Origin of the sequence: Flavobacterium sp. XS2P24, from assembly GCF_030010285.1 — a bacterium.
Classification (GTDB): Bacteria; Bacteroidota; Bacteroidia; order Flavobacteriales; family Flavobacteriaceae; genus Flavobacterium; species Flavobacterium algoritolerans.
The window spans coordinates 1-23,000 of the sequence record NZ_JASCRU010000033.1 but is presented as its reverse complement, the minus strand read 5'-3'; the positions used below and the strand labels follow the sequence as shown (position 1 = coordinate 23,000).

23 protein-coding genes are annotated in these 23,000 nt (G+C 32.0%); 10 read left to right on the top strand and 13 right to left on the bottom strand.

From position 1 onward, the window contains the following. Window positions 1–15: 15 nt before the first annotated feature. The gene (locus tag QLS31_RS14765) at window positions 16–678 is read right to left on the bottom strand and encodes a response regulator transcription factor (protein WP_099714846.1); all 663 of its coding nucleotides are present in this window, start codon (window positions 676–678) and stop codon (window positions 16–18) included. A 159-nt stretch (window positions 679–837) separates the two neighbouring features. After that, window positions 838–1,251, bottom strand: a complete 414-nt coding sequence (locus QLS31_RS14760; RefSeq protein WP_099714847.1) for a DUF4293 domain-containing protein — start codon at window positions 1,249–1,251, stop codon at window positions 838–840. Between the two features lie 182 nt (window positions 1,252–1,433). On the opposite strand from QLS31_RS14760, the gene rho reads away from it, so the two are divergent. Further along, window positions 1,434–3,224 carry a transcription termination factor Rho gene (gene rho, locus QLS31_RS14755; protein ID WP_282744480.1) on the top strand — a complete coding sequence of 597 codons (1,791 nt, stop codon included), beginning with the start codon at window positions 1,434–1,436 and terminating at the stop codon, window positions 3,222–3,224. Between the two features lie 131 nt (window positions 3,225–3,355). On the opposite strand, the gene QLS31_RS14750 is transcribed toward rho, so the two are convergent. From QLS31_RS14750 to QLS31_RS14735, 4 genes are all read right to left on the bottom strand, one after another. Further along, a complete protein-coding gene (locus tag QLS31_RS14750; RefSeq protein WP_099714849.1) occupies window positions 3,356–4,621 on the bottom strand; it encodes a methyltransferase domain-containing protein in 1,266 nt (421 codons plus the stop codon). Between the two features lie 181 nt (window positions 4,622–4,802). After that, window positions 4,803–6,788, bottom strand: coding sequence for a KUP/HAK/KT family potassium transporter (locus tag QLS31_RS14745; RefSeq protein ID WP_099714850.1), 1,986 nt, complete (start codon window positions 6,786–6,788; stop codon window positions 4,803–4,805). A 117-nt stretch (window positions 6,789–6,905) separates the two neighbouring features. Beyond that, window positions 6,906–8,867, bottom strand: a complete 1,962-nt coding sequence (locus QLS31_RS14740; RefSeq protein ID WP_099714851.1) for a KUP/HAK/KT family potassium transporter — start codon at window positions 8,865–8,867, stop codon at window positions 6,906–6,908. 118 nt (window positions 8,868–8,985) lie between these two features. Then, complete coding sequence (locus QLS31_RS14735) at window positions 8,986–10,443, bottom strand: hypothetical protein (protein WP_282744479.1); 1,458 nt, start codon at window positions 10,441–10,443, stop codon at window positions 8,986–8,988. A 118-nt stretch (window positions 10,444–10,561) separates the two neighbouring features. Between QLS31_RS14735 and QLS31_RS14730 the strand changes: the two genes are divergently transcribed. Continuing rightward, the gene (locus QLS31_RS14730; RefSeq protein WP_282744478.1) at window positions 10,562–11,623 is read left to right on the top strand and encodes an oxidoreductase; all 1,062 of its coding nucleotides are present in this window, start codon (window positions 10,562–10,564) and stop codon (window positions 11,621–11,623) included. A 71-nt stretch (window positions 11,624–11,694) separates the two neighbouring features. On the opposite strand, the gene QLS31_RS14725 is transcribed toward QLS31_RS14730, so the two are convergent. From QLS31_RS14725 to QLS31_RS14705, 5 genes are all read right to left on the bottom strand, one after another. Then, on the bottom strand, window positions 11,695–12,153 hold the full coding sequence (locus QLS31_RS14725) for a sensor of ECF-type sigma factor (protein ID WP_099714854.1): 459 nt from the start codon (window positions 12,151–12,153) through the stop codon (window positions 11,695–11,697). Window positions 12,154–12,201: 48 nt separating this feature from the next. After that, window positions 12,202–12,615: a hypothetical protein gene (locus QLS31_RS14720; RefSeq protein ID WP_282744477.1), complete on the bottom strand. Its 414-nt coding sequence runs from the start codon at window positions 12,613–12,615 to the stop codon at window positions 12,202–12,204. A 33-nt stretch (window positions 12,616–12,648) separates the two neighbouring features. Then, window positions 12,649–13,191, bottom strand: a complete 543-nt coding sequence (locus QLS31_RS14715) for a sigma-70 family RNA polymerase sigma factor (RefSeq protein ID WP_282744476.1) — start codon at window positions 13,189–13,191, stop codon at window positions 12,649–12,651. A 60-nt stretch (window positions 13,192–13,251) separates the two neighbouring features. Then, a complete protein-coding gene (locus QLS31_RS14710; RefSeq protein ID WP_282744475.1) occupies window positions 13,252–14,373 on the bottom strand; it encodes an SRPBCC family protein in 1,122 nt (373 codons plus the stop codon). A gap of 287 nt (window positions 14,374–14,660) precedes the next feature. Further along, entirely contained in the window at window positions 14,661–14,849 is a 189-nt protein-coding gene (locus QLS31_RS14705) for a hypothetical protein (RefSeq protein WP_099714858.1), read from the bottom strand. 81 nt (window positions 14,850–14,930) lie between these two features. On the opposite strand from QLS31_RS14705, the gene QLS31_RS14700 reads away from it, so the two are divergent. Then, window positions 14,931–15,323 (top strand): nucleoside triphosphate pyrophosphohydrolase family protein, encoded by a 393-nt coding sequence (locus QLS31_RS14700; protein WP_099714859.1) that lies wholly within the window; start codon window positions 14,931–14,933, stop codon window positions 15,321–15,323. An 88-nt stretch (window positions 15,324–15,411) separates the two neighbouring features. Here the strand turns inward: QLS31_RS14700 and QLS31_RS14695 are convergent, their stop codons facing one another. Beyond that, entirely contained in the window at window positions 15,412–16,479 is a 1,068-nt protein-coding gene (locus tag QLS31_RS14695) for a branched-chain amino acid aminotransferase (RefSeq protein ID WP_282744474.1), read from the bottom strand. Window positions 16,480–16,782: 303 nt separating this feature from the next. On the opposite strand from QLS31_RS14695, the gene mnmD reads away from it, so the two are divergent. Then, window positions 16,783–17,445 (top strand): tRNA (5-methylaminomethyl-2-thiouridine)(34)-methyltransferase MnmD, encoded by a 663-nt coding sequence (gene mnmD, locus QLS31_RS14690; protein ID WP_282744472.1) that lies wholly within the window; start codon window positions 16,783–16,785, stop codon window positions 17,443–17,445. A 168-nt stretch (window positions 17,446–17,613) separates the two neighbouring features. Beyond that, window positions 17,614–17,811: a hypothetical protein gene (locus QLS31_RS14685; protein ID WP_099716298.1), complete on the top strand. Its 198-nt coding sequence runs from the start codon at window positions 17,614–17,616 to the stop codon at window positions 17,809–17,811. Between the two features lie 30 nt (window positions 17,812–17,841). Here QLS31_RS14685 and QLS31_RS14680 read toward each other — a convergent pair whose 3' ends face one another. After that, entirely contained in the window at window positions 17,842–18,783 is a 942-nt protein-coding gene (locus QLS31_RS14680; RefSeq protein WP_282744471.1) for a LysR substrate-binding domain-containing protein, read from the bottom strand. Between the two features lie 97 nt (window positions 18,784–18,880). On the opposite strand from QLS31_RS14680, the gene QLS31_RS14675 reads away from it, so the two are divergent. From QLS31_RS14675 to can, 5 genes are all read left to right on the top strand, one after another. Continuing rightward, window positions 18,881–19,360, top strand: a complete 480-nt coding sequence (locus QLS31_RS14675; protein ID WP_282744470.1) for a Dps family protein — start codon at window positions 18,881–18,883, stop codon at window positions 19,358–19,360. Window positions 19,361–19,490: 130 nt separating this feature from the next. Next, window positions 19,491–19,766 carry a hypothetical protein gene (locus tag QLS31_RS14670; RefSeq protein WP_282744469.1) on the top strand — a complete coding sequence of 92 codons (276 nt, stop codon included), beginning with the start codon at window positions 19,491–19,493 and terminating at the stop codon, window positions 19,764–19,766. Between the two features lie 85 nt (window positions 19,767–19,851). After that, window positions 19,852–21,447, top strand: a complete 1,596-nt coding sequence (locus QLS31_RS14665; RefSeq protein WP_282744468.1) for a SulP family inorganic anion transporter — start codon at window positions 19,852–19,854, stop codon at window positions 21,445–21,447. 19 nt (window positions 21,448–21,466) lie between these two features. Then, the gene (locus QLS31_RS14660; RefSeq protein WP_099714866.1) at window positions 21,467–22,150 is read left to right on the top strand and encodes a carbonic anhydrase family protein; all 684 of its coding nucleotides are present in this window, start codon (window positions 21,467–21,469) and stop codon (window positions 22,148–22,150) included. Window positions 22,151–22,231: 81 nt separating this feature from the next. After that, window positions 22,232–22,867, top strand: coding sequence for a carbonate dehydratase (gene can / locus QLS31_RS14655; RefSeq protein ID WP_282744467.1), 636 nt, complete (start codon window positions 22,232–22,234; stop codon window positions 22,865–22,867). The last annotated feature ends 133 nt before the right edge of the window (window positions 22,868–23,000 follow it).

Here is a 23,000-nt window from a genome sequence, read left to right as displayed (position 1 = left end):
TTTGTTATTGACAAATCAGGATTTAATTAATTTGTTTTTAATGGCATATTTAACCAGACTTATAGAGTTTTTTGCGTCCAGTTTTTTCATTATATTTTTACGGTGAGTTTCAACAGTATTCACACTGATAAACAGTTGGTCACTAATTTCTTTACCGCTGTATTCAAGTGATATTAAGGTGATAATTTCTAACTCACGATCCGTTAAAATAGAACTTACGGCAGACTCATTTTTAATTAATTTCACATTGTCTTTTGTAACGGTACTAAATATTTTTTCCCGTACTGATTTACAAAAATATTCTTCGCCTCTGGATACTGCCTGAATTGCTTCAACAATGTTTTCACCGGCACATTTTTTTGTCAAATAACCACTACTGCCCAGTTTCATTACTTCCTTTATTATTCTTAAATCATCATAACTGGATAAAACAATAATTTTACAGGGAAATCCTTTTTCGGCAAATTCCTTAATGACTTCGATTCCATCTTTTTTAGGCATATTAATATCTAAAATAAGAATGTCGGCTTTATTTTCGGTAACCTCATTGAAAATGGTGTCTCCATTGAGAGAGAATCCAACTACTTCAAAATCAGGAAGGGTATGTAGCAACGTACGAATGCCATCAATAAGTATTTGATGGTCATCAGCAAGGTGAATTCTAATTTTTTGTAACATATCGTAATTACTATTTTCAAATTTATAAAAAAAATAGGAGAATATCATTTTATAAGATTTTTATTCTTTTTTTAATCCAAATAAAAAAGATTAGACACAAAAAAACCCGAATTGTTACATTCGGGTTCTCTTCGCACTAATAAACTAAAGTTTATAGGTTTACCTCAATCTGTCCACAGATTTTACAAGATCTTCATCCTTTTTGATAGCTTTATTAGCCAAGACTAATAACACGATAGCAACTACAGGTAGAAACATCCCAATACCTTTCTCTGAAACAGCAGGTGTTTCTCCAGATAGATTTAGTGAACGATATACAAACAATCCTAATAAAATCAAATTTAATATGATATTCAATCTGCCAATAACAAATTGATTTTGTCTTTTTTTATAGGAAACAATACTTAACAAAGTCAGTGTAGTACTCAATCCCAGTATTATGGTATATACTTGGCTTTGCATGAAATAAAAGTCTTTTCCATCTTTCATTGTCCATAACGGAATAAAAAATAGTAAGATGCCTGTAACAACAAAAGCAAGTAGTAAATATATGGTCTGAATTCTTTGTATCATTTGTTAAATATCTTTTACAAAAATATATTTTCTTTTTAATAAATACTATTGTCTGATTAAATTTTATTCGTATTATTGCATCATAATACCGTAAGCACTTCATACTGCGGTTGATTCAAAATAAAGTTCACTACCTATCTTTTACATTTTTTCCAAAAATTAATTAAACTCATAGAACATTCATGTTTGATATTTCTGCATTAAAAGAAATGAAGCTTTCTGAGCTTCAAGAAATAGCTAAATTAGCTAAAACCATAAAATTTAACGGTGTAAAAAAAGAGACATTAATTAGTCAAATATTAGAGCATCAAGTGGTAAATGTTGATTCAGCATCAGATACAAAAAAAGAAAATAACCTTGATGACGATAAACCTAAAAGAGTTAGAATAGTTCCTGTAAAAAAAGCGGCAATTCAAAAAGCGGTACCAAATTCTCTTTTTGAAAAAGAAGAAGTTGCAGCTGAAATAAATACTCCAGTTGAAAATAATCTTCCAATTGAAGTTGTTTCAAAAGAAGAAGATTCGGCTCCAAAGCCAGAATCTGAAGGGAATGAGAAAAAAGTAGGTAAAATTATTAAATTTAATAAATCAGCTTACGAGAAGAAAATTGCTTTAAAAAAGGATAAAGAAGAAGTAAAAGAAGCAAGCACTGAGAATGTGATAGTTGCTGATACAGCAACTGAAGAGAAAACAGAAGCTCCTGTTGCTCCAGTAAAAAAGATAAATCCAAACCAATTACATAAGCAGAATCCAAATCAGAATCCGAACCAAAACCCAAATCAAAACGGGAATGGAAATGGAAATCAAAATCCAAATTTTAAAAATAAGAAAAGCAATTTTGCTGCTTCTGATTTTGAATTTGATGGAATTATAGAAAGTGAAGGCGTTCTAGAAATGATGCCGGACGGTTATGGTTTCTTGCGTTCTTCTGATTACAACTATTTGGCTTCGCCAGATGATATTTATTTATCGACTTCACAAATCAGATTGTTCGGTCTTAAAACCGGAGATACAGTGAAAGGTGTGGTTCGCCCACCAAAAGAAGGAGAGAAATTTTTTCCATTAGTTAGAGTTTTAAAAATAAACGGACACGATCCTCAAGTGGTTCGTGATAGAGTTTCATTCGAACACTTGACACCTGTTTTTCCATCAGAAAAATTTAAATTGGCCGAAAAACAAAGCACGATTTCAACAAGAATTATTGATTTGTTTTCACCAATAGGAAAAGGACAACGTGGAATGATTGTGGCACAACCTAAAACGGGTAAAACGATGTTGCTTAAGGAAATTGCCAATGCAATAGCGGCAAATCATCCTGAAGTGTATTTGATTGTTTTATTGATTGATGAGCGTCCGGAAGAGGTTACGGATATGCAACGCAGTGTGCGTGGTGAAGTAATTGCTTCAACATTTGACAGAGAACCGCAAGAGCATGTGAAAATTGCAAATATCGTTCTTGAAAAAGCAAAACGATTAGTTGAATGTGGTCACGATGTAGTGATTCTATTGGATTCCATTACACGTTTGGCCAGAGCATATAATACGGTTCAGCCTGCTTCAGGTAAAGTATTAAGTGGTGGTGTGGATGCAAATGCATTGCAAAAACCGAAACGTTTCTTTGGTGCTGCCCGTAATGTAGAAAATGGAGGTTCATTAAGTATTATAGCTACCGCATTGACTGAAACTGGTTCAAAAATGGACGAAGTTATTTTCGAAGAATTTAAAGGTACAGGAAATATGGAATTGCAATTGGACAGAAAAATTGCTAACAAACGTATTTTCCCGGCTATCGATTTGACTTCTTCAAGTACAAGACGTGACGATATGTTATTAGACCAAAAAACATTGCAACGCATGTGGATTATGAGAAAATACCTTTCGGATATGAACCCGGTGGAAGCAATGGATTTCATTAATGACCGTTTCAAGAAAACGAAGAATAATGAAGAGTTTTTAATTTCAATGAATGATTAATCAAAAAGTTTAAAGTTTTTAGTTTAAGGTTTAAAGTTTGAAAAAAACATTGTGCTAAAAAAAATAATCATATAAAAAAAGTCCTCGATTTTCGAGGACTTTTTTGTGAATTATATTTATGGTTTGAAACCTTAAGATTCTTCAGTTTTAATAGCTTTTGCAGGTTTTTCAGCTTTTTCTACAGCTTCTTTTCGTTCTAACAAAGCCATATAAAATCCATCAAAACCAGACTCTGAAGCCAAGATTTTTTGGTCTTTAATAAAATTGAATTGTTTACCAATGTCAGTTGTCAAAAAGCGTTTTACCTGTTCTTGATTTTCAGATGGTAATATAGAACAAGTAGCGTACACTAATTTCCCTCCCGGTTTTACAATTTTAGAATAGCTTTCTAAAACTTCCGATTGTACTTTACGGATGTTATCGATAAATTCCGGTTTCAATTTCCACTTCGCATCTGGGTTTCTTTTTAGAACTCCTAAACCGCTACATGGCGCATCAATTAAAACACGGTCTGCTTTTTCGTGTAGTTTTTTGATGATTTTTGTTGAGTCAATAATGCGGTATTCAATATTGAAAGCACCGTCTCTTTTGGCTCTAATTTTTAATTGCTTCAATTTGCTTTCATACAAATCCATAGCGATTAATTGCCCTTTGTTTTCCATCAAAGAAGCAATGTGAAGTGTTTTTCCACCTGCGCCTGCACACGTATCAACAACACGCATTCCTGGTTTTACATCAAGGAAAGCAGCCACTAATTGTGAGTTGGCATCTTGCACTTCAAAGAAACCTTGTTTGAAAGCATCAGTCAAGAAAACATTGGCTCTTTCTTTTAATACTAAAGCGTCAGGTTGATTCTTTAATGTTTCAGTTTCAATGTTTAAATCCATCAAAATAGCACGTAGCGCTTCTCTTGTAGTCTTAAGTGTATTTACCCTTAAAATTACTCTTGCCGGTTGGTTTTGAGCTGCTATTTCAGTTGCCCAAACTTTCTCGCCTAATTCTTTAACTCCCAATTCATCCATCCAGTCCGGAATAGATTCTTTTAAAGCTCTCACTTTTGAAAGTTCGTCAAAACGTCCTTTTATTTTTCTTTCAGGAGTTCCTTCCAGCTGACGCCAATCCGGAATAGGATAGCCTCTTAATACTGCCCAAACAGAAAACATTCTCCAAAGATTGTCTCTGTCAAAAGGTTCTTTTACTTCGGCTATTTCTGCGTATAATCTTTTCCAACGTACAATTTCGTAGATGGTTTCGGCAACAAACTTTCTGTCAGAGCTTCCCCAACGTTTGTCTTTTTTTAAGGATCTTGCTACCACTTTATCAGCATATTCACCTTCGTTAAAAATGGCGTTTAATGCATCTATTGTTGTGTAAACTAAATTTCTGTGTAATCTCATTTTGAATAATTGAGGTGCAAAGGTAGGTTTTTTTTATGTGAGTTTTTGTATTTGTGGTTTAGGAGTTTATAACAGTGTTGCTTGGAAATAGTTGTGCAATACATAAAAACAAAAAAGTCTTTTTCTGATAAAGAAAAAAACTTTTTTGAAATGAGATTTAAGGAAAAGAAAATACTGGAAATTACATATTAGGATTAGACTTTTCTATTCTTTTCATATTGATAATTTCAGGTGGGTGAAGGACCATAGGAAATTGTTCCACTTTTACGGAGCTATTGTCTAAACCAAAAGCTTTTCCTTCGGATAAACTGAATTTTTTCAAAACGAAATAAGTGTTCATTACAATTTTTTCAAAGAAAGTTAAATCGCTGTCATTAGAAAGAAACTTTTCGGATAAAACAAATTTAAAATCACCTATAATATTGTTCTTATTTAAGGATTCGTAACGGCTGGAAATATCCATTTCGCCTTTGCTAACCATGTCCTTTATTACTTCTTTGAACATTAAGTTTATTTTGGTTGGTTCTCTAAAGCCCAAGTAAAAATCAACTCTATATAGATCGTCTTTCAGGATTTCTGTTACTCGGTATTCTTTTTTATAAGGTTCGTTTAATACATTTACGTGTATAAACCAGTAGATATCAGCTCTTTTTGGTCTTTTTCGAAGTATGGAGTACATTACTTTTTCCTCGATTTCATCGGATCGGGTTGCGTTTGTCATGTACACTAAATGCGTCGCATATTTAGGAATTGTTTCATCATGACTCAACTCACCAAGTACTTTTATATAATCGTCAATTTTAACAATTTGCGTGTAATTTTTACTGATTTTCTTGGCTAAAAACCAAGTACTCATTATAAAAATCATGAATATTGCCACAAATAAAGTTACATAGCCACCTTCCATAAATTTAGAGACATTAGCATACAAAAAGCCAATTTCTATGGTAGCGTATAATGTAATTAATGGCGTCATAAAATACCATTTGACCCTTTTCATTATCAAATAATAATTTAATAGTGTTGTGGTCATCATCATTCCTAAAATTATGGATAGGCCATAGGCATGCTCCATATATTTAGATTCCTTGAAATATAAAATGATCCCAACGCATCCTACAAAAAGCAGCCAGTTTATAGAAGGAATGTATAATTGTCCTTTTACGTCTGTTGGGTAGTTGATTCTTACTTTTGGCCAAAAATTCAAACGCATGGCTTCATTAATCAATGTAAATGAGCCGCTTATTAAGGCTTGCGAAGCAATAATTGCCGCAAATGTGGCAATTACAATTCCAATGGGTTGAAACCAATCGGCCATGATTAAATAAAACGGATTGTGATTGGAACTTCCTAATTGTGCTAATGTTTTTCCTTCGTGCATCAGTAAAAATGCTCCTTGTCCAAAATAATTAAGGATTAAAGTAGTTTTTACAAAAATCCAACTCACTCTGATGTTACGTCGTCCACAATGTCCCATATCCGAGTACAATGCTTCTGCTCCAGTTGTACATAAGAATACCGCTCCCAGAATTAGAAATCCTTCGCCACCTTTATCTGAGGTTAATAATTTATAGCCATAATACGGATTAATGGCTTTGAAGATTTCAACATTTTTAAAAATTTGGATGCATCCTAAAATTCCAAGCATAGAAAACCATACTAACATAGTAGGCGAAAAAAACTTACTTACCAGCTTAGCTCCAAATTGTTGAATACTGAACAGTATGAAAAGTATCGCGATTACAATTGGGATTGTTGGGATATCTGGTTTAAAAATGTGCAATCCCTCAACTGCTGAAGAAACGGAAATAGGAGGTGTTATGATACCTTCGGCTAATAATAAACTTCCCCCAATAATGGCAGGGACAATTAGCCATTGTATTTTAGTTTTTTTGACTAGAGAATATAACGAGAAAATTCCACCTTCACCATGATTGTCCGCATTAAGTGTAATGATTACATACTTTAATGTAGTTTGTAAAGTCAATGTCCACAATATACACGACAAACCACCTAATATTAATTGACTGTTTATGGCATGTTCTCCAATAATGGATTTCATTACATATAATGGTGAAGTACCAATATCGCCATAAATTATTCCTAAAGTAATCAATAAACCAGCAGCAGAAAGTTGACTGTGTATGTTTTTATGCGATGTGCTCATGAAAAATTTTTAAAAAACTTTTCAAAGTTACTATTTTAGAATAAATTAACAGTAATTAATGAAGAAAAGATAATTAAAGCACAGTTTTTGGCACTGTACTTTAATTATATGGTATAATTATTTAATTCTTGTCAAACCTATCTTTTCAGGTGCATGAAGTACCATTGGGAATTTCTCTATTTTTACGGAACTACTGTCCAAACCAAATGCTCTTTCCTCTGATAAACTTAATTTTTTTATTAAGAAATAAGAGTTCATAATTATTTTTTCATGCCATCTTAAGTCACTATCATTAGAAAGGAATTTTTCGGATAAAACAAATTTGAAATCACCTATGATGTTATTTTTATTCAAAGATTCGTATCTGCTGGTAATATCCATTTCTCCTTTTTGAACCATATCCTTGATCACTTCCTTAAACATCAAGTTAATTTTTGTAGGTTCTCTAAATCCTAAATTAAAGTCTACACGATACAAATCATCTTTAACAATTTCGGTTACTTTATATTCTGTTTTATAGGGTTCAGTCAATATATTCACATGGACAAACCAATAAATATCAGCTCTTTTAGGTCTTTTTTGTAAAATAGAATACATCACTTTTTCTTCTATCTCATCCACTCTTCCGGCATTAGTCATATACACTAAATGGGTGGCGTATTTTGGGATTGATAAATCAGCACTTAATTCAACAAGTACTTTTTTGTAATCTTCAATTTTAACAATTTTAGTGTAACTCTTGTTGATTTTCTTAGCCAAATACCAAATAGTCATTACTGATATCAATGCAATAGCTATAAAAAGCGTTACATAACCACCATCAGCGAATTTAGTGATATTTGCTGCCAGAAAACTAAATTCGATTATTAAGTAAATGGTAATCAGTGGTACAATGAAATATAATTTTACTCTTTTCATTATCAAATAAAAATTAAGTAAAATAGTGGTCATTATCATGCATAAGATGATTGCTAAACCATAAGCATGCTCCATATTACTGGATTCTTCAAAGTGCAATACGATTCCGACACAACCAAAAAACAATAACCAGTTTATCGACGGAATGTACAATTGCCCTTTTAATTCAGTAGGATATTTGATTTTTACTTTTGGCCAAAAATTCAATCGCATCGCCTCATTTATCAATGTAAAAGATCCACTGATTAATGCTTGTGAAGCAATTACAGCAGCAAGCGTAGCTATTACAATTCCTATAGGTTGAAACCAGTCTGGCATTATTAGATAAAAAGGATTTCCGTTTTTTCCACCCAAACTTTGCAATGTTTCTCCTTCGTGGTGTGTTAAATAAGCGGCTTGACCAAAATAATTAAGTACTAAAGCGATTTTTACAAAAATCCAACTGATTCTTATGTTTTTTCGTCCGCAATGTCCCATATCTGAGTACAATGCTTCAGCACCGGTAGTACAAAGGAATACAAAGCCTAAAACAAAAAAGCCTTCTGGATGAATGGTCAATAAATGATATGCGTAATACGGATTGATGGCTTTTAAAACCTCGGTATTTTGAGAAATTTGTGAGATTCCAAGAACTGCAAGCATTGCAAACCAAATCATCATCATTGGTGCAAAAAATTTACCGACTAATTTGGTTCCAAATTGTTGAATGGTAAAAAGCACAAATAGGATGCCTATAACAATTGGGATTGTATTAATTTCAGGGTAATAGGTTCTGATTCCCTCAACTGCGGATGATACTGAGATAGGAGGAGTGATAATTCCATCAGCGAGTAATGCACTTCCACCGATTATTGCGGGGACTATTAGCCATTGGATTTTTGTCTTTTTGACTAAAGCGTATAAAGCAAAAATTCCACCCTCTCCATGATTGTCAGCACTTAGCGTAATGATGACATATTTTATAGTGGTTTGTAAAGTAAGTGTCCAAAAAACACATGAAATTCCGCCTAAAACAATATCAGCATTAATAACATGATCCCCAAGTATGGCTTTCATTACGTATAATGGTGAAGTTCCAATATCACCGTAAATTATTCCTAATGAAATTAATAATCCACCTAATGTCCATTTACTATGGAGGTCTTTGTGTGAAGTGCTCATGAAAAATTTTTAAAAAACTGGTCAAATTTACACTTTTAAAATAAATTAACGCTTTTTATATAATAAAAAAAAACACGGCGTTATGAGCCGTGTTTTTAAAGTTTTCTATTGAAGTTTTTTAAGATCTTCTATTGTTCTCTCTTGAAGAATTTCCTCTTTGAGATTCACTTCTTTGTGGTGCTGATTCTCTTGAGGAATTACCTCTGCTTTGAGATTCTGCTCTTTGTGGAGCTTCTTGTCTCGAAGAATTACCTCTGTTTTGTGACTCTGCTCTTTGTGGCGCAGCCTGAGTAGAAGGACTAGTTCTGTTTTGAGAGTAATCTCTTTGAGAATTTCCTCTTTGTGGCGCTGCCTGAGTAGAAGGACTAGTTCTGTTTTCAGAATAGTCTCTTTGAGAATTCCCTCTTTGTGGCGCTGCTTGACTAGAAGGATTAGTTCTGTTTTGAGAATAATCTCTTTGAGAATTTCCTCTTTGTGGACCTACTTCTCTCGAAGGATTAGTTCTATTTTGAGAGTAATCTCTTTGAGAATTTCCTCTTTGTGGCGCTGCCTGAGTTGAAGGACTAGTTCTGTTTTGAGAGTAATCTCTTTGAGAATTTCCTCTTTGTGGACCTACTTCTCTCGAAGGATTAGTTCTATTTTGAGAATAATCTCTTGATGAACCTGACCTTTGTGGAGTTGTTTCTCTTGATGAACCAGTTCTATTTTGAGAATAATCTCTTGATGAACCTGACCTTTGTGGAGTTGTTTCTCTTGATGAACCAGTTCTGTTTTGAGAATAATCTCTTTGATTTCCTGTTCTTCTGTTAGAGTAACCAACTTCGTTTCTAGAACCTCTTCTTTGATCTAATTCGTAACGGTTAGTTACATTAGCATTTCTTCTGGAGAAGGAATAATTCGGGTGTTGTCTTTCATAACCATTTGAACGTCTAGAGCTGTGTAGAACAATTGCGCGCTCACTTCTTCTGTAATTAACATAATTGTAATTATTGTTAATGTTCAAGCTAATGTTGATGTTATTTCTATATCTGAATATTGGAAATGGATTCCATGCATAATAATAGGAAGGATAATATCCCCAATACCATGTAGAGTAATAAGGACGGTAATTAGCAGACCAGAATGAAGCATAAATTAGTGGAGTACTATAATATACAGGCTCATAAATATAATTTTGACCATACATGTATACATCTCCTACAACTTGAACGTGAATGTTGTTATTTCTGTCTTTTTCAACGTCAATTGTAGCAACATCTTGATATACGTCTCTATCTATAACAGATTGAATGATGATTACGTGAGTCCGATTTTCGACAGTTTCAATAACTCTCAAATAATCAACTTCATTGTCATTATTCAAATCTAAATTTGATATTTGTAGTTCGGGGTCATTCAGGCGTCTTTCAAAATCTTGTAGATTTCTAGAGTCACCAAAAATAGAAGCAACAGCTCTCAGATCAAGATTGTCACTGATTTCATCATTCATTGCATTTACTGATGTTCTATCTTGCGCCTGTATTTGAGTTGCGAAAACAGTAGTCAATAAACTCAATAGTAGTAGTTTCGTTTTCATAATTAATTGAATTAAGTTTATCCTTATTTTTGATTATCCAATTACTGTGCCAATTAATTTAAACCTTGTTTACTATTCTTATTATTAATTGTAAATTAGCCCTAAAATGTATAAAAAAATGAGAACTTCTTTTTTGATTCTATTGATTTCAACTGTTTTGATATCCTGTAAAACAGCTGATTTTGCTATAAAAAATGATGCTAATACTGAATTTAAGTCTATTGTGGTAGATACATTATTTCAGGATAAAATAAGTATCAGGGCTGTTTTAATTGATGCAAATAAAATTTGGTTTGCAGCTGATAAAGGGAGATTTGGTTTTTTTAATTTGGATAATAAGCAAAAATTTGAAAGCAAGATTATCAAAGATTCCTTGAAGCTTGAGTTTAGAAGTAATGCCAAAACAAAAAAACATATTTTTATTCTAAATGTTGGAAATCCAGCTTTGTTATATCAAATTTCAAAAGACGGAAAAGAAACAAAATTAGTGTATCAGGAAAATCACGAGAAAGTGTTTTTTGATAGTATGCAGTTTTGGAATAATAAAGAAGGGATAGCGATGGGAGACCCAATTGCTGATTGTCTGAACGTAATTATTACTCGTGATGGCGGAAATTCATGGAGTAAAGTTTCGTCAGATAAATTACCAAAAGTGATGGACGGAGAAGCAGCTTTTGCGGCAAGCAACACTAATATTATAATCAAAGGAAATCATACTTGGATTGTTTCCGGTGGAAAAAAATCTAGAGTTTTTTATTCTCCTGACAAAGGAAATTCATGGAAAGTGTATGATACTCCAATAGTTCAGGGGAAATCAATGACCGGAATTTTTACGGCAGATTTTTATGATGCTCAAATTGGATTTGTTGCCGGAGGAGATTATGAAGTGCGAAATCAAAATTTTTCTAATAAAGCAATCACTGCTGATGGTGGAAAAATATGGAAGCTAATAGCAGAAAATCAAGGTTTTGGATATGCTTCTTGTGTGCAATATGTTCCTGAAAGTAACGGTAAAGGGCTGGTAACAGTTGGTTTCTCAGGAATATACTATTCCTCGGATGGTGGTACTTCATGGAAACAATTTTCTACCGATTCTACTCTTAATACAATAAGGTTTATAGATAACCACACAGCAATTGCAGCGGGACAAAATAAAATGATTCGCATCAGTTTTAAATAATGAAAAACACCCTAAGTCTAATATAATCAGAGTTTAGGGTGTTTTTTTTGAACTAATAAAAATAAAAAAGATTATTTTTTTTGACCTTTGTTACGGTATTGTTGTAGCAATTTTCTATTGAAATCTTCTTCAGCTTTTTTTAGTTTAACTATTTTTACGGCTGGTAAAATTGTTCTCACATTTTGCATGAATTTTTTTCGTAATAAAAATAACTCTTCTTCAGTATCTTCAATTTGGGCCAAAAAGGTATTTGCTTCTTTTTCAGTTATTTTATCCAGCGAGCCATCATTCATTCTTCTCATATACGTTTTCATTTTTTGATGTCTCAGTTCAAACTGTTTGTCATCAAATGTATTATATATTGGCCAGAATCTTTCGGCTTCATTAGTTGTTAAGTCTAATTCAGTCGTAAAAAAAGCTACTTTTAAAGCTTTTATTTGTTCTTTTTTCTCTTTCATACTTTCGCCTTGAGCGTAAAAGTTAAAAGAAACGAATAGTAATAGTATTGGTAATAATTTTTTTATGTTCATTTCGTATTTATTTAATTATAGCTTTGAATGAAAGCTTTACAGTCTAGTTTATTCTAAAATAAGATTTTCTAAGTTTGAATTTGTTGACAAATGATCTTCAATCGCATCATCTCCTAAAACAATACCGGTTTTTATGTTATTAATATCTTCAGTTTCTAGTACACTTATCAAGTCATATTGGTTTACATTAGATTGATATGTAATGTAATTTTCTAAAGCCACAGCGTCTAATTCTTTTGTGTTTGTCGAAGAAGGACTTAAAATTGGAATCATCAAAGCAAGTACTAAAATTGCTGCTGCCATCATAATTAAAGTTTTTCTTTTTTGGAAAATAGAAATTACTTTCGGCTCGTTTTTAGGTAATTGCTCCATCATTTTGATTGAAAAATTTTCAAAATAATGGTCTGGAGTTTTAAATCCAGTTTCAATTTTAGGTTCGTTCTCTAATTTAAATGTTTTCATAATATGCTTTAGACAGTGTTACAGCTAAAAGGTTTAATTTGTCGAAACAAAAGCTTCAATTTTTTTTACGGCAAGATGATAAGATGCCTTTAATCCACCAACAGTGGTTCCCAGAATTTCTGAGATTTCTTCGTATTTCAGTTCTTGAAAATATTTCATTTTAAAAACCAATTGTTGCTTTTCAGGCAATAATGCAATCGCTTTTTGTAATTTTATTTGAATTTCATTTCCGTCAAAAAACACGTCGGCTTCCAGATTATCAATAGTTTTGTTTTGTAAAGTTTCTGATGAAATGCCACTCGTTTTTGATTTTTGTTTCAAAAATGTCAAGGATTCATTAGTTGCTATGCGATACATCCATGAAAAAAGTTTACTTTCTCCTTTGAAATTTTTCAGATTTTGAAATATTTTTATAATAGTATTTTGCAATACATCATCAGCATCATCGTGATTCAAAACGATGTTACGAATATGATTGTATAACGGTCTTTGATAATCCTGTAATAACTGCTGAAACGCTTGATTTTGCGTTTTAGAGTTTAACAATTGATTTATAAATTCCTGTTCTTCTTGCAAAGCGATTATTTAAGAGTTAGAATAGAATTTATCAAAAAGGTTTAATCTATTTAAAAAAGATTAAAATTCAGATTGTTCTTCTTCTTTATTTATTACTGGTGCTGGCGTTTTTACGGCCTCTTCTTTCTTGACAGCAGCAGGAGTAAAAGTTGTTGCAGGAATTACTTTGGGTTTTATTGGATAGTAAATTTCTGTAACCCATTTTGAAGGGTTTTTAATTTCTGTTTTGCTGATGGTGAAATTCTCTAAATGAGAAAATGTAGGGTCAAGAACAATTCGATTGGTGTTAATGTGTGTTTTTGCTTTATCCAAAGCTTTTTTCGTATGCGAATAATCTCCAGTTAAAGTAGTTTTAATGGCTTCGAATGGTTCTAGTTTTCCGGTTAAAATATCACTTCCTGAACTCGTTAAGATTTGGGTTTTTATAGGTACACAAAAGGATAATTTAGTCAATCCTTTTACGGGATCATAAGTATGATAAATTATAAATGGTTTTCCGTTTAGTTCGATATTATTTTGTTCGCAAAAAGTAATCATTTTTGGGAATACGATTTGAGCATTTTTAATGACTTTTGAAATTTCACTGGTAAAGGTTTGTCTCAAATAAAAAGTTCCAAGTTTTTTTACCAATCCGTTTACTTTTACGGCATAAGTATTAATTTCAAAATCAAGAGTTTTGTCTAAGTTGGCTAAACTCTTTTCATATGTTTTCCCTATAATTTTATTTATACCTCCATTAAAAGCGGTATAAACTTTCATGGTGAAACTCATTTTTCCAGTAGTTTTCCATGTTACTTTTGTTCCGCCGATAGTATCCTTAAAACTCCAAAAAACAGATGATGAAGTTCCATCATAATTCATTTTTTGAGAAATACTGTCATTTTCTTTTACAAAAAGGGTCAACATATCACCATTACCTTCTTTTCCTTCCCATGAAAAGGACGCTCCGGGGCCAATTGTTTTTTTAGGATAGGTAATTTGCATTTCAGGATCTTCAACAATCCAGGAACTAAAATCTTCCCAGTTTCTATAATCATTAACAAAATTAAATACGGTTGATTTTGGAGAATTTATGATTTGACTTCTTTCTACGGTAAAATCTCCTTTTTGAGTTGCCACAAAAATGGATAGCGCCACAAAACTTAGCAATAGTAAAAGAAATAAGTATTTTAAAATCCTCATAATATACAGGTTTGTTAATTTTTGTAAAGTTAAAGATTTTATTTACAAGTCATCGAAAGTGTTAAATAAATATGGATTATTTTCTAAACAAGGGATGTTTGTCTGTTTGTTTTGGTTTGAATTTAAAGCAGGATTTACAATTTTCGATTGTTTTCAACGGATTTTTTTTCGAATAAAAAACTAAATAAGGATAGTGGTTTTATTTATTAAGTATTTGTTGTTTAGTATTTTAAATTAAATAAAAAAGTCCACTAAATAGTGGACATCATTTGCTTGGTTTGAAAAAACTAACGTTTGAAAAATACTTTTATTAAAAATAAAATTCCAATAAAAATTACAAATCCTATTAGAATCTTGTAATTCCCCTTATAAAACTCTTTATGGATTTTTAAATCTTTTCGATAGGCATAAATTGCAGCAATAACAAATGCAACAAAAAATAAGCCTGCAAACACTAATTGACCTTGACTAAACATAGTTTAAATTATTTCCGGCAAATTTAGGTAATAGTTTAGAAATAGTTGCTAATTTGCCTTTTCATTTAACAAAATAAAAAGATGCAAAAACAGATAAACTCAGTTAAAGAATTTCATACGGCTTTTAAAATTGGGCACAGTGAAATTCCTACAGCTAATTTAGGGGAAAGTAAACACACGCTTCGTTACAACTTAATGAAAGAGGAAAACGAAGAATATCTTGAAGCAGTTCAAAACAATGATTTGATAGAAATTGCGGATGCATTGGGTGATATGATGTACATCCTTTGCGGAACCATTATTGAACATGGTTTGCAGCATAAAATTGAAGAAGTCTTTGACGAAATTCAACGTAGTAATATGAGTAAGTTAGGGCAAGATGGCAAACCTATTTATCGTGAAGATGGGAAAGTCATGAAAGGGCCTAATTATTTTAAACCAGATTTCTCTAAAATATTGGAGAAAGGAGAATAGTGTTTCAAGATTTATTTACTTACAAGAAATAAAAAAAAGCGATTTTCAATATGAGAATCGCTTTTTTTAATATTATAAAACCTTAGAATTATACTTTAACAGTCCATCCAAAAGTATCTTCTTCTAGTTTATTTTGAATGTTTTCCAATTTAGTTTTTAGTTGTAAAGCCATTGTGAATTCAATTTTTGGCAATTCATAATAAACATCCTGATAAGAAAATCCAGAAATTGGACTTACTACAGCAGCCGTTCCAGCACCAAAAATTTCTTTCAAAGTTCCGTTTTTAGCAGCTTCAACAAGCTCAGATACTAAAACAGAACGAATTTCTACATCTATACCTTCACTTTTCGCTAAATCAATTAGCGTTTTTCTAGTCACACCATCAAGAATTCTTTCGCTCACTGGGGCAGTTAGTAATGTATCATTTATTCTAAAAAATACATTCATAGTACCCGCTTCTTCCAGTTTGGTATGCGTTGCATCATCAGTCCAAATTACCTGTTGGAAACCTTCTTTATTTGCTAAATTAGTTGGGTAAAATTGAGCAGCATAATTCCCGGCAGCTTTTGCAGCTCCTATTCCTCCATTTGCAGCTCTACTGAAATGTTCCGCAATAAGTACTTTTACATCACCAGAATAATAAGAACTCACTGGCGATAATATAATCATGAATTTATATTCATCAGAAGGATTAGCAATTACTCCAGTACCAGTTGCAATCATAAATGGTCTGATGTACATAGAATTTCCTTTTCCTTTTTTAATCCATGCTTCGTCTAATTGTAATAATTGATTCAGACCGCTCATGAATATCTCTTCAGGAACTTCCGGCATAGCCATTCTCACTGCAGACGTATTAAAACGCTTATAGTTTTCATCAGGTCTAAAAAGCCAAACGTCATTATTATCATCTTTATAAGCTTTCATGCCTTCAAAAATCGCTTGACCATAATGAAAAACTCTTGTAGACGGGTCTAACAAAAATGGTGCGTAGGGTTTAATGACTGGTTTCTGCCATTCCCCATTTTTATAATCACATTCAAATAGATGATCTGTAAAAACAGAACCAAAGCTTAAGTTTGAAAAATCAACTTCATTTATTTTTGAAGAGGTCGCTTTTATTGTTTCAATTTTGTTAGTTTGAGTAGTACTCATAGTAATGTATTGTTTTTTGATTTTTTTTTAAATGACAAACTGGAGCTTAAAAAACTGGATTTCTATAAGTTGAAGTTTAATCTTTGCAAAATTAAATAAAAATCAACAAAAGACTTGTCAAAAAACTATTAATTATAGCACTTAACTAAGATTTGTTTACATTTTAAAAAAACCAAAAAAATCATGCCCATTTCTATTGATTATACAATAAATATAGATTTTTCAGAGGCAAACGTATTAGATTTTGATTAATTTTGGACAAACATTATAGCTTTTAATCCATTATAACCTCAAAATCCGATTTTGAAAAGAGAAATAATCCAAACACTTGATGGTTCAACTACCATTCACATAGCAGAATGGGACGAATGTTATCATTCTAAACATGGTGCCATACAGGAAGCACAGCATGTATTTATTAAAAATGGCCTTTCATTATTTCCAAACAGAAATGTTTCTATTTTAGAAATAGGATTTGGCACAGGTTTAAATGCCTTTATCACTTTGCTGGAGTCCAAAAAAATGCAGCAATCGATTGATTATGTTGGAGTAGAAGCGTATCCCATTTCAGTAGACGAAGTTTTACTTATGAATTATGTTTCAGAATTAAATGCAAGCCAAGAAAGTGCAATTTTCGATAAAATGCACGAAAGCAATTGGGGCGAAAAAATTGATTTGAGAGATGATTTTTCACTGACTAAAAGAAAACAATTTTTTGAAGAAATTGATGATATTGATCAATTTGATCTGATTTATTTTGATGCTTTTGGATACAGAGTGCAACCTGAATTGTGGAGTACCGCTATTTTTGAGAAGATGTTTAAGGCGCTTAAAGCGAATGGTGTGCTGGTTACGTATGCTGCTAGAGGCGTTGTAAAAAGGAGTATGATTGAAGTAGGCTTTACCGTTGAAAAACTTGCCGGACCGCCTGGGAAAAGAGAAATGTTTCGTGCTAGAAAAAGCTAAGACTTATTGTTTAAGTGGTTTGTTTTCAGTGATTTATTTTTTTTGAATCAAAATCCATGAATTAAAAATAAAAAAATTAAAACTACGTTAAATAGTTATGTTGTAATAAAAAATAATGTATTTTTACAACACTTTAGAATCCAAATCTAACTAAAATCAACGTTTACTATGTCAAAAATCATGTATGATTATACAAAATCAATTTTGGAAAGAGTGAGTTTTGATCCATTGCTTTTTTGCAAAGAATTAGAAAAAGCCATCAAAACATTATTACCATACGAAATGGAGCAATTGCGAGAATGGTTATTAAATTTCACAATTGGAAAACCAGAATTAAAACAATGTTTACTAATCGTAAATTCATAAAAAAAAGGAACCGCAAAACGGTTCCTTTTTTTATTTTTTAGGTAGTGAACTTATAATTTGAACATTTTGAAATACGATAGCACCTTTTACAACTCCTGCAATTGTATTTCGAAGCGCATCAATTATCTGTATTTTTAATTCGCTCTTAGGGAATATGAGACTGACTTCTCTGGCAGGTTTAGGTTCCTTGAAGTGGCGTAGTTTTAATTTGTCAGTTTCTTTTAAATCTAAGGTATGTAAATAGGGAAGCAATGTTGTCCCTAAACCTTCATCTGCTAATTTTATAAGGGTTTCAAAACTTCCGCTTTCAATTTGAAAACGACTCGTTTCATTTTTACTTACATTTTTGCATAAATTTAAAATTCCGTCTCGAAAACAGTGTCCGTCTTGTAATAGCAAGATTTCATCTAAATTTAAATCTGAAACTTCTATTTCTTTCTTTTGAAAATGATGATGACTTTCTGGTATGTAAGCTACAAAGGGTTCGTAATACAATACAATTTCTTTTATTTTTTCCTCCATTAGAGGTGTTGCGGCAATGGCGGCATCAAGATGACCGTTATTTAGTTTTGTTATTATTTCTTCCGTATTTAACTCTTCGATTATGAGTTTTACTTTAGGATATTTTTTTATGAAATTATTCAAGAACATTGGCAATAGCGTAGGCATAATGGTTGGGATTATTCCTAATCTGAATTCACCACCAATAAATCCTTTTTGCTGTTCTACAATATCTTGAATCCTATCGGCCTCATTAACGATGTTTTTTGCTTGATTTACAATTTTTTGACCAATATCAGTAAGTTGAATCGGTTTTTTGGTTCGGTCAAATATCTGAATACTTAATTCTTCTTCTATTTTCTGAATTTGCATGCTCAATGTTGGTTGAGTAACAAAACATTTTTCGGCAGCTAGAGTGAAATTTTTATGTTCTGCTACAGCTAGAACATATTTTAATTGAGTGATTGTCATCTTTTATAGTAATATCTGATGCAAATATAAAAACAATCAATTTAACTTATAGTGTAAAGAACTGTTTTCTTATCTAAATTTGCTAAAAATAAAAATTATGAAAACAAATATTTTAGGATTACCGGTAAAAGAATCAGAACTAATAGTTAGTCAATTGAATGTTTTGTTGTCTAATTTTCAGGTTTATTACCAAAATCTAAGAGGAATTCATTGGAATATTAGAGGGAAACGCTTTTTTGATTTACATGTAAAATTTGAAGAGTTATATACGGATGCCCAAATGAAAATTGATTTAATTGCCGAAAGAGTTCTTACTGTTGGCGGAACACCACTGCATACTTTTGAGGATTACATAAATAATAATCAGCTAGTTGTAGGTAAAAACATTTCAAATGATGAAAAAGCAGTGCATTTAATTGTTACTTCATTGTCCCATTTGTTAAAAATAGAAAGAGAGATTCTTAACAAAACAGGAGAAATAAATGATGAAGGAACAAATTCCATGATGAGCGATTTTATATCAGAACAAGAGAAGACCATCTGGATGATGCAAGCTTGGTTAGAAGAAAGTTTGTAATTTTATAAGAATTTAAAAAAAATGGAATGGATTTAGTGTTTTCCACTTTTATTTAATGTTAATTTTTTTTTAAATTTAGAAAAACGATTGCTTATTTAATAAACTTAATTCTATTTTTGCGCAAATGAAAATGATATCTAAAATATTTTTAATTCTATTTATCACTTTTCTCATCACTCCAACAATAGTTACTGTGATTGAGAAAAGTGCAGATATTTCTATTTTCTATAGTGTTTCCGAGGAAGAGCATGCGCACAAAGAAATCAAAACCTTTTTTTATTTAGAATCTCCTACTGAAGTTGTTATTTCATCGAGATTATCATCTAGCGCTATTTTATCTGAGAATTTATCGAAACACGATAATATCACCTCTTCCATATTCATTCCCCCGCCCAACGAAGTTTAATACAGTTTTTGATTTTTTTTTTAAAATCAATTTTCACATACAGCATGTGGAGAAGTTCTTTGTATTCAATTTTTAGTTCGGTATTATGACAAAAAAAATCAATCTTTTTGCTAACCTTAAATCTGATTTTGCATCTGGTTTAGTGGTTTTCTTGGTGGCGCTACCATTGTGTTTAGGTATTGCAATGGCTTCAGGTGCTCCTTTATTTTCAGGAATTATTTCAGGAGTTATCGGAGGAATAGTAGTAGGCTATTTAAGTACGTCTAACATAAGTGTCTCTGGACCTGCTGCAGGTCTGACTGCAATTGTCCTTACTGCAATAACAGATTTAGGTACTTTTGATATTTTTTTAACTGCCGTTTTTATTGCAGGTCTGTTACAATTAATTTTAGGATTTGCCAAAGCAGGAAGTATTTCTAATTATTTTCCAACGAATGTTATTGAAGGAATGTTAGCGGGTATTGGAATTATTATTATTCTGAAACAATTGCCGCACGCATTTGGTTACGATAATGATTTTGAAGGTGATCAAGCATTTTCACAATCAGATGGTAGTAATACCTTTTCTGCGCTGTTTAGTATTTTTGATTATATCCAAATAGGCTCAATTGTTATTACATTGGTATCTATGGCGATTTTGATTTCTTGGGATAAAGTTCCATTTTTGAAAAAATTAAAATTAGTTCCCGGAGCCCTAATTGCTGTTGCTCTTGGTGTTATTTTGAATGAGATTTTCATTGGTACAGGAAGTGCTTTGGCTATTGGAAAAGAGCATTTGGTTTCTTTACCGGTTCCATCATCTTTTGAAGAATTTAAATCGATTATTGTAACGCCTAATTTATCTGGAGTAACGAATCCAAAGGTTTGGGTTGTAGCATTTACAATTGCTATTGTAGCTTCGATTGAGACGCTTTTAAGTATTGAAGCAGCTGATAGAATGGACGTTCAAAAACGCTATACAGATACTAATATGGAATTGAAAGCGCAAGGAATTGGTAATATGGCGAGTTCACTTTTAGGAGGCTTACCATTGACATCTGTAATTGTGCGTTCCTCAGCAAACAGTAATTCAGGAGCCAAATCTAAAATGTCTACTATTATCCATGGATCATTACTATTAGTGAGTGTACTTGCCGTTCCAGTAATTTTGAATAAAATCCCGTTGGCTACGTTAGCAGCAATCTTAATCTTAGTTGGTTATAAACTGGCTAAACCAGCAACATTCAAGCATTTTTGGGAAAAAGGAAAGTATCAATTTGTGCCTTTTATTGCCACATTATTAGCGGTTGTATTTTTGGATTTGTTGAAAGGTGTTGCTCTTGGAATTTTCATCAGTATTATTTTTGTTTTAAAAGGAAATCTGAAGAGAGCCTATTATTTTAGAAAAGAAGAATATGCAGATGGCGATGTGATTCATATTGATTTGGCTCAGGAAGTTTCTTTCTTGAATAAAGCTGCAATCAAACAGACATTAAATAATATTCCGGAAAATTCTAAGGTAATAATTGATGCAAAAGATACGGTTTATATTGCGCATGATATTTTGGATTTAATACATGAATTTAAAACGACCAGAGCTGTAGATAATAATATAAAAGTGAAGCTTAAAGGATTTAAAAAGGCCTACCAGTTAGAGAATACTGGAGAGGAAGGAAAACACGTTTTTGTTGAGCATAAATAATAAATAAAAGTTTTAAAAAATGAAGACATTAAATAAAGAATTGCAATCTGCAATTACACCAAGAAAGGCTTTAGAAATATTAAAAGAAGGAAATAACAGATTTGTAAATAATCTAAAAGCGCATAGAGATTTACTCGAACAAGTTAATGATACTCGTGATGGTCAATGGCCTTTTGCAACAATTTTAAGTTGTATTGATAGTAGGACTTCTGCAGAACTCATTTTTGATCAAGGTTTAGGTGATGTTTTTTCGGTAAGAATTGCTGGTAATATTGTAAATACAGATATTCTGGGAAGTATGGAGTTTGCCTGTAAAGTAGCAGGTTCTAAGCTTATTGTTGTCCTTGGACATAGCAAATGTGGTGCTGTAAAAGGTGCTTGTGACCATGTAGAAATGGGAAATCTTACTGAATTGTTATCAAAAATTCAACCAGCAGTTTATCAAGAAAAGGAAACTTTAACTGAAAGAAATGCTAAAAACCCTTCATTTGTAGAGAATGTTGCTCAAATTAACGTAAAGCGTAGTGTGAAAAACATTATTGAAAGAAGTTTTATTTTGGAGCAAATGGTTGAAAATGGTGAGATAGGAATAATTGGAGCTATGCACAATATAGAAACAGGTGAAGTTGTTTTCTATGATGATGTTCAATACATTAAAGATGATGAAAATCTAGGTTTCACAATAGCGGAATTGAGACATTAATATTTTAAAATTTCATATATTTGAATTTGATTGTATATTCTAAACAATTCAAAATTAATCAGATTAACAATCAAAATAATTATGAGCGATTTTTATAAAAAAATATTAGAGAATAATAAAAAATGGGTCGAAACTTCTTTAGCGAGCGACCCAAATTATTTTGAAGATCTTGCCAAAGGTCAAACTCCGCCATTATTATGGATAGGTTGTTCAGACAGCAGAGTTCCTGCAAATGAAATTGTAGGAGCAAAACCAGGAGAAGTTTTTGTACATAGAAACATTGCCAATATGGTGGTGCATAGTGATATGAATATGTTGAGCGTATTGGATTACGCCGTGAATGTCTTGAAAGTAAAACATGTACTGGTATGTGGCCACTATGGTTGTGGAGGTGTCAAGGCAGCAATGGGGAATGATTCTATTGGAATTATTGATAACTGGATTCGCCATATAAAAGATGTATATCGTTTGCACAGCACCTATTTAAATTCTATCGAAGATGAAATGGAGCGTTTTAATACTTTTGTAGAATTAAATGTAAAAGAGCAGGTTTTTGACTTAGCCAAAACATCAATTGTACAGTCTGCTTGGAAGAACGGTCAGGATTTAACTTTACACGGATGGGCTTACGGACTTAATTCCGGTTTTGTTACGGATTTAGATGTTAACATCAGTTCCGATAAAGATTTGGACGAAGTATACCAACTGAAATTCTAATAAAAAAAGCCGCGTTTTAGACTGCACCCAAAAGTTTAGACAAATTTATAATTAATTTTGATAATAATGAGCTCGATATTGTATCGGGCTCATTTTGTTTAAATTAGACTTGATTCTATCGTTATTGTAATAA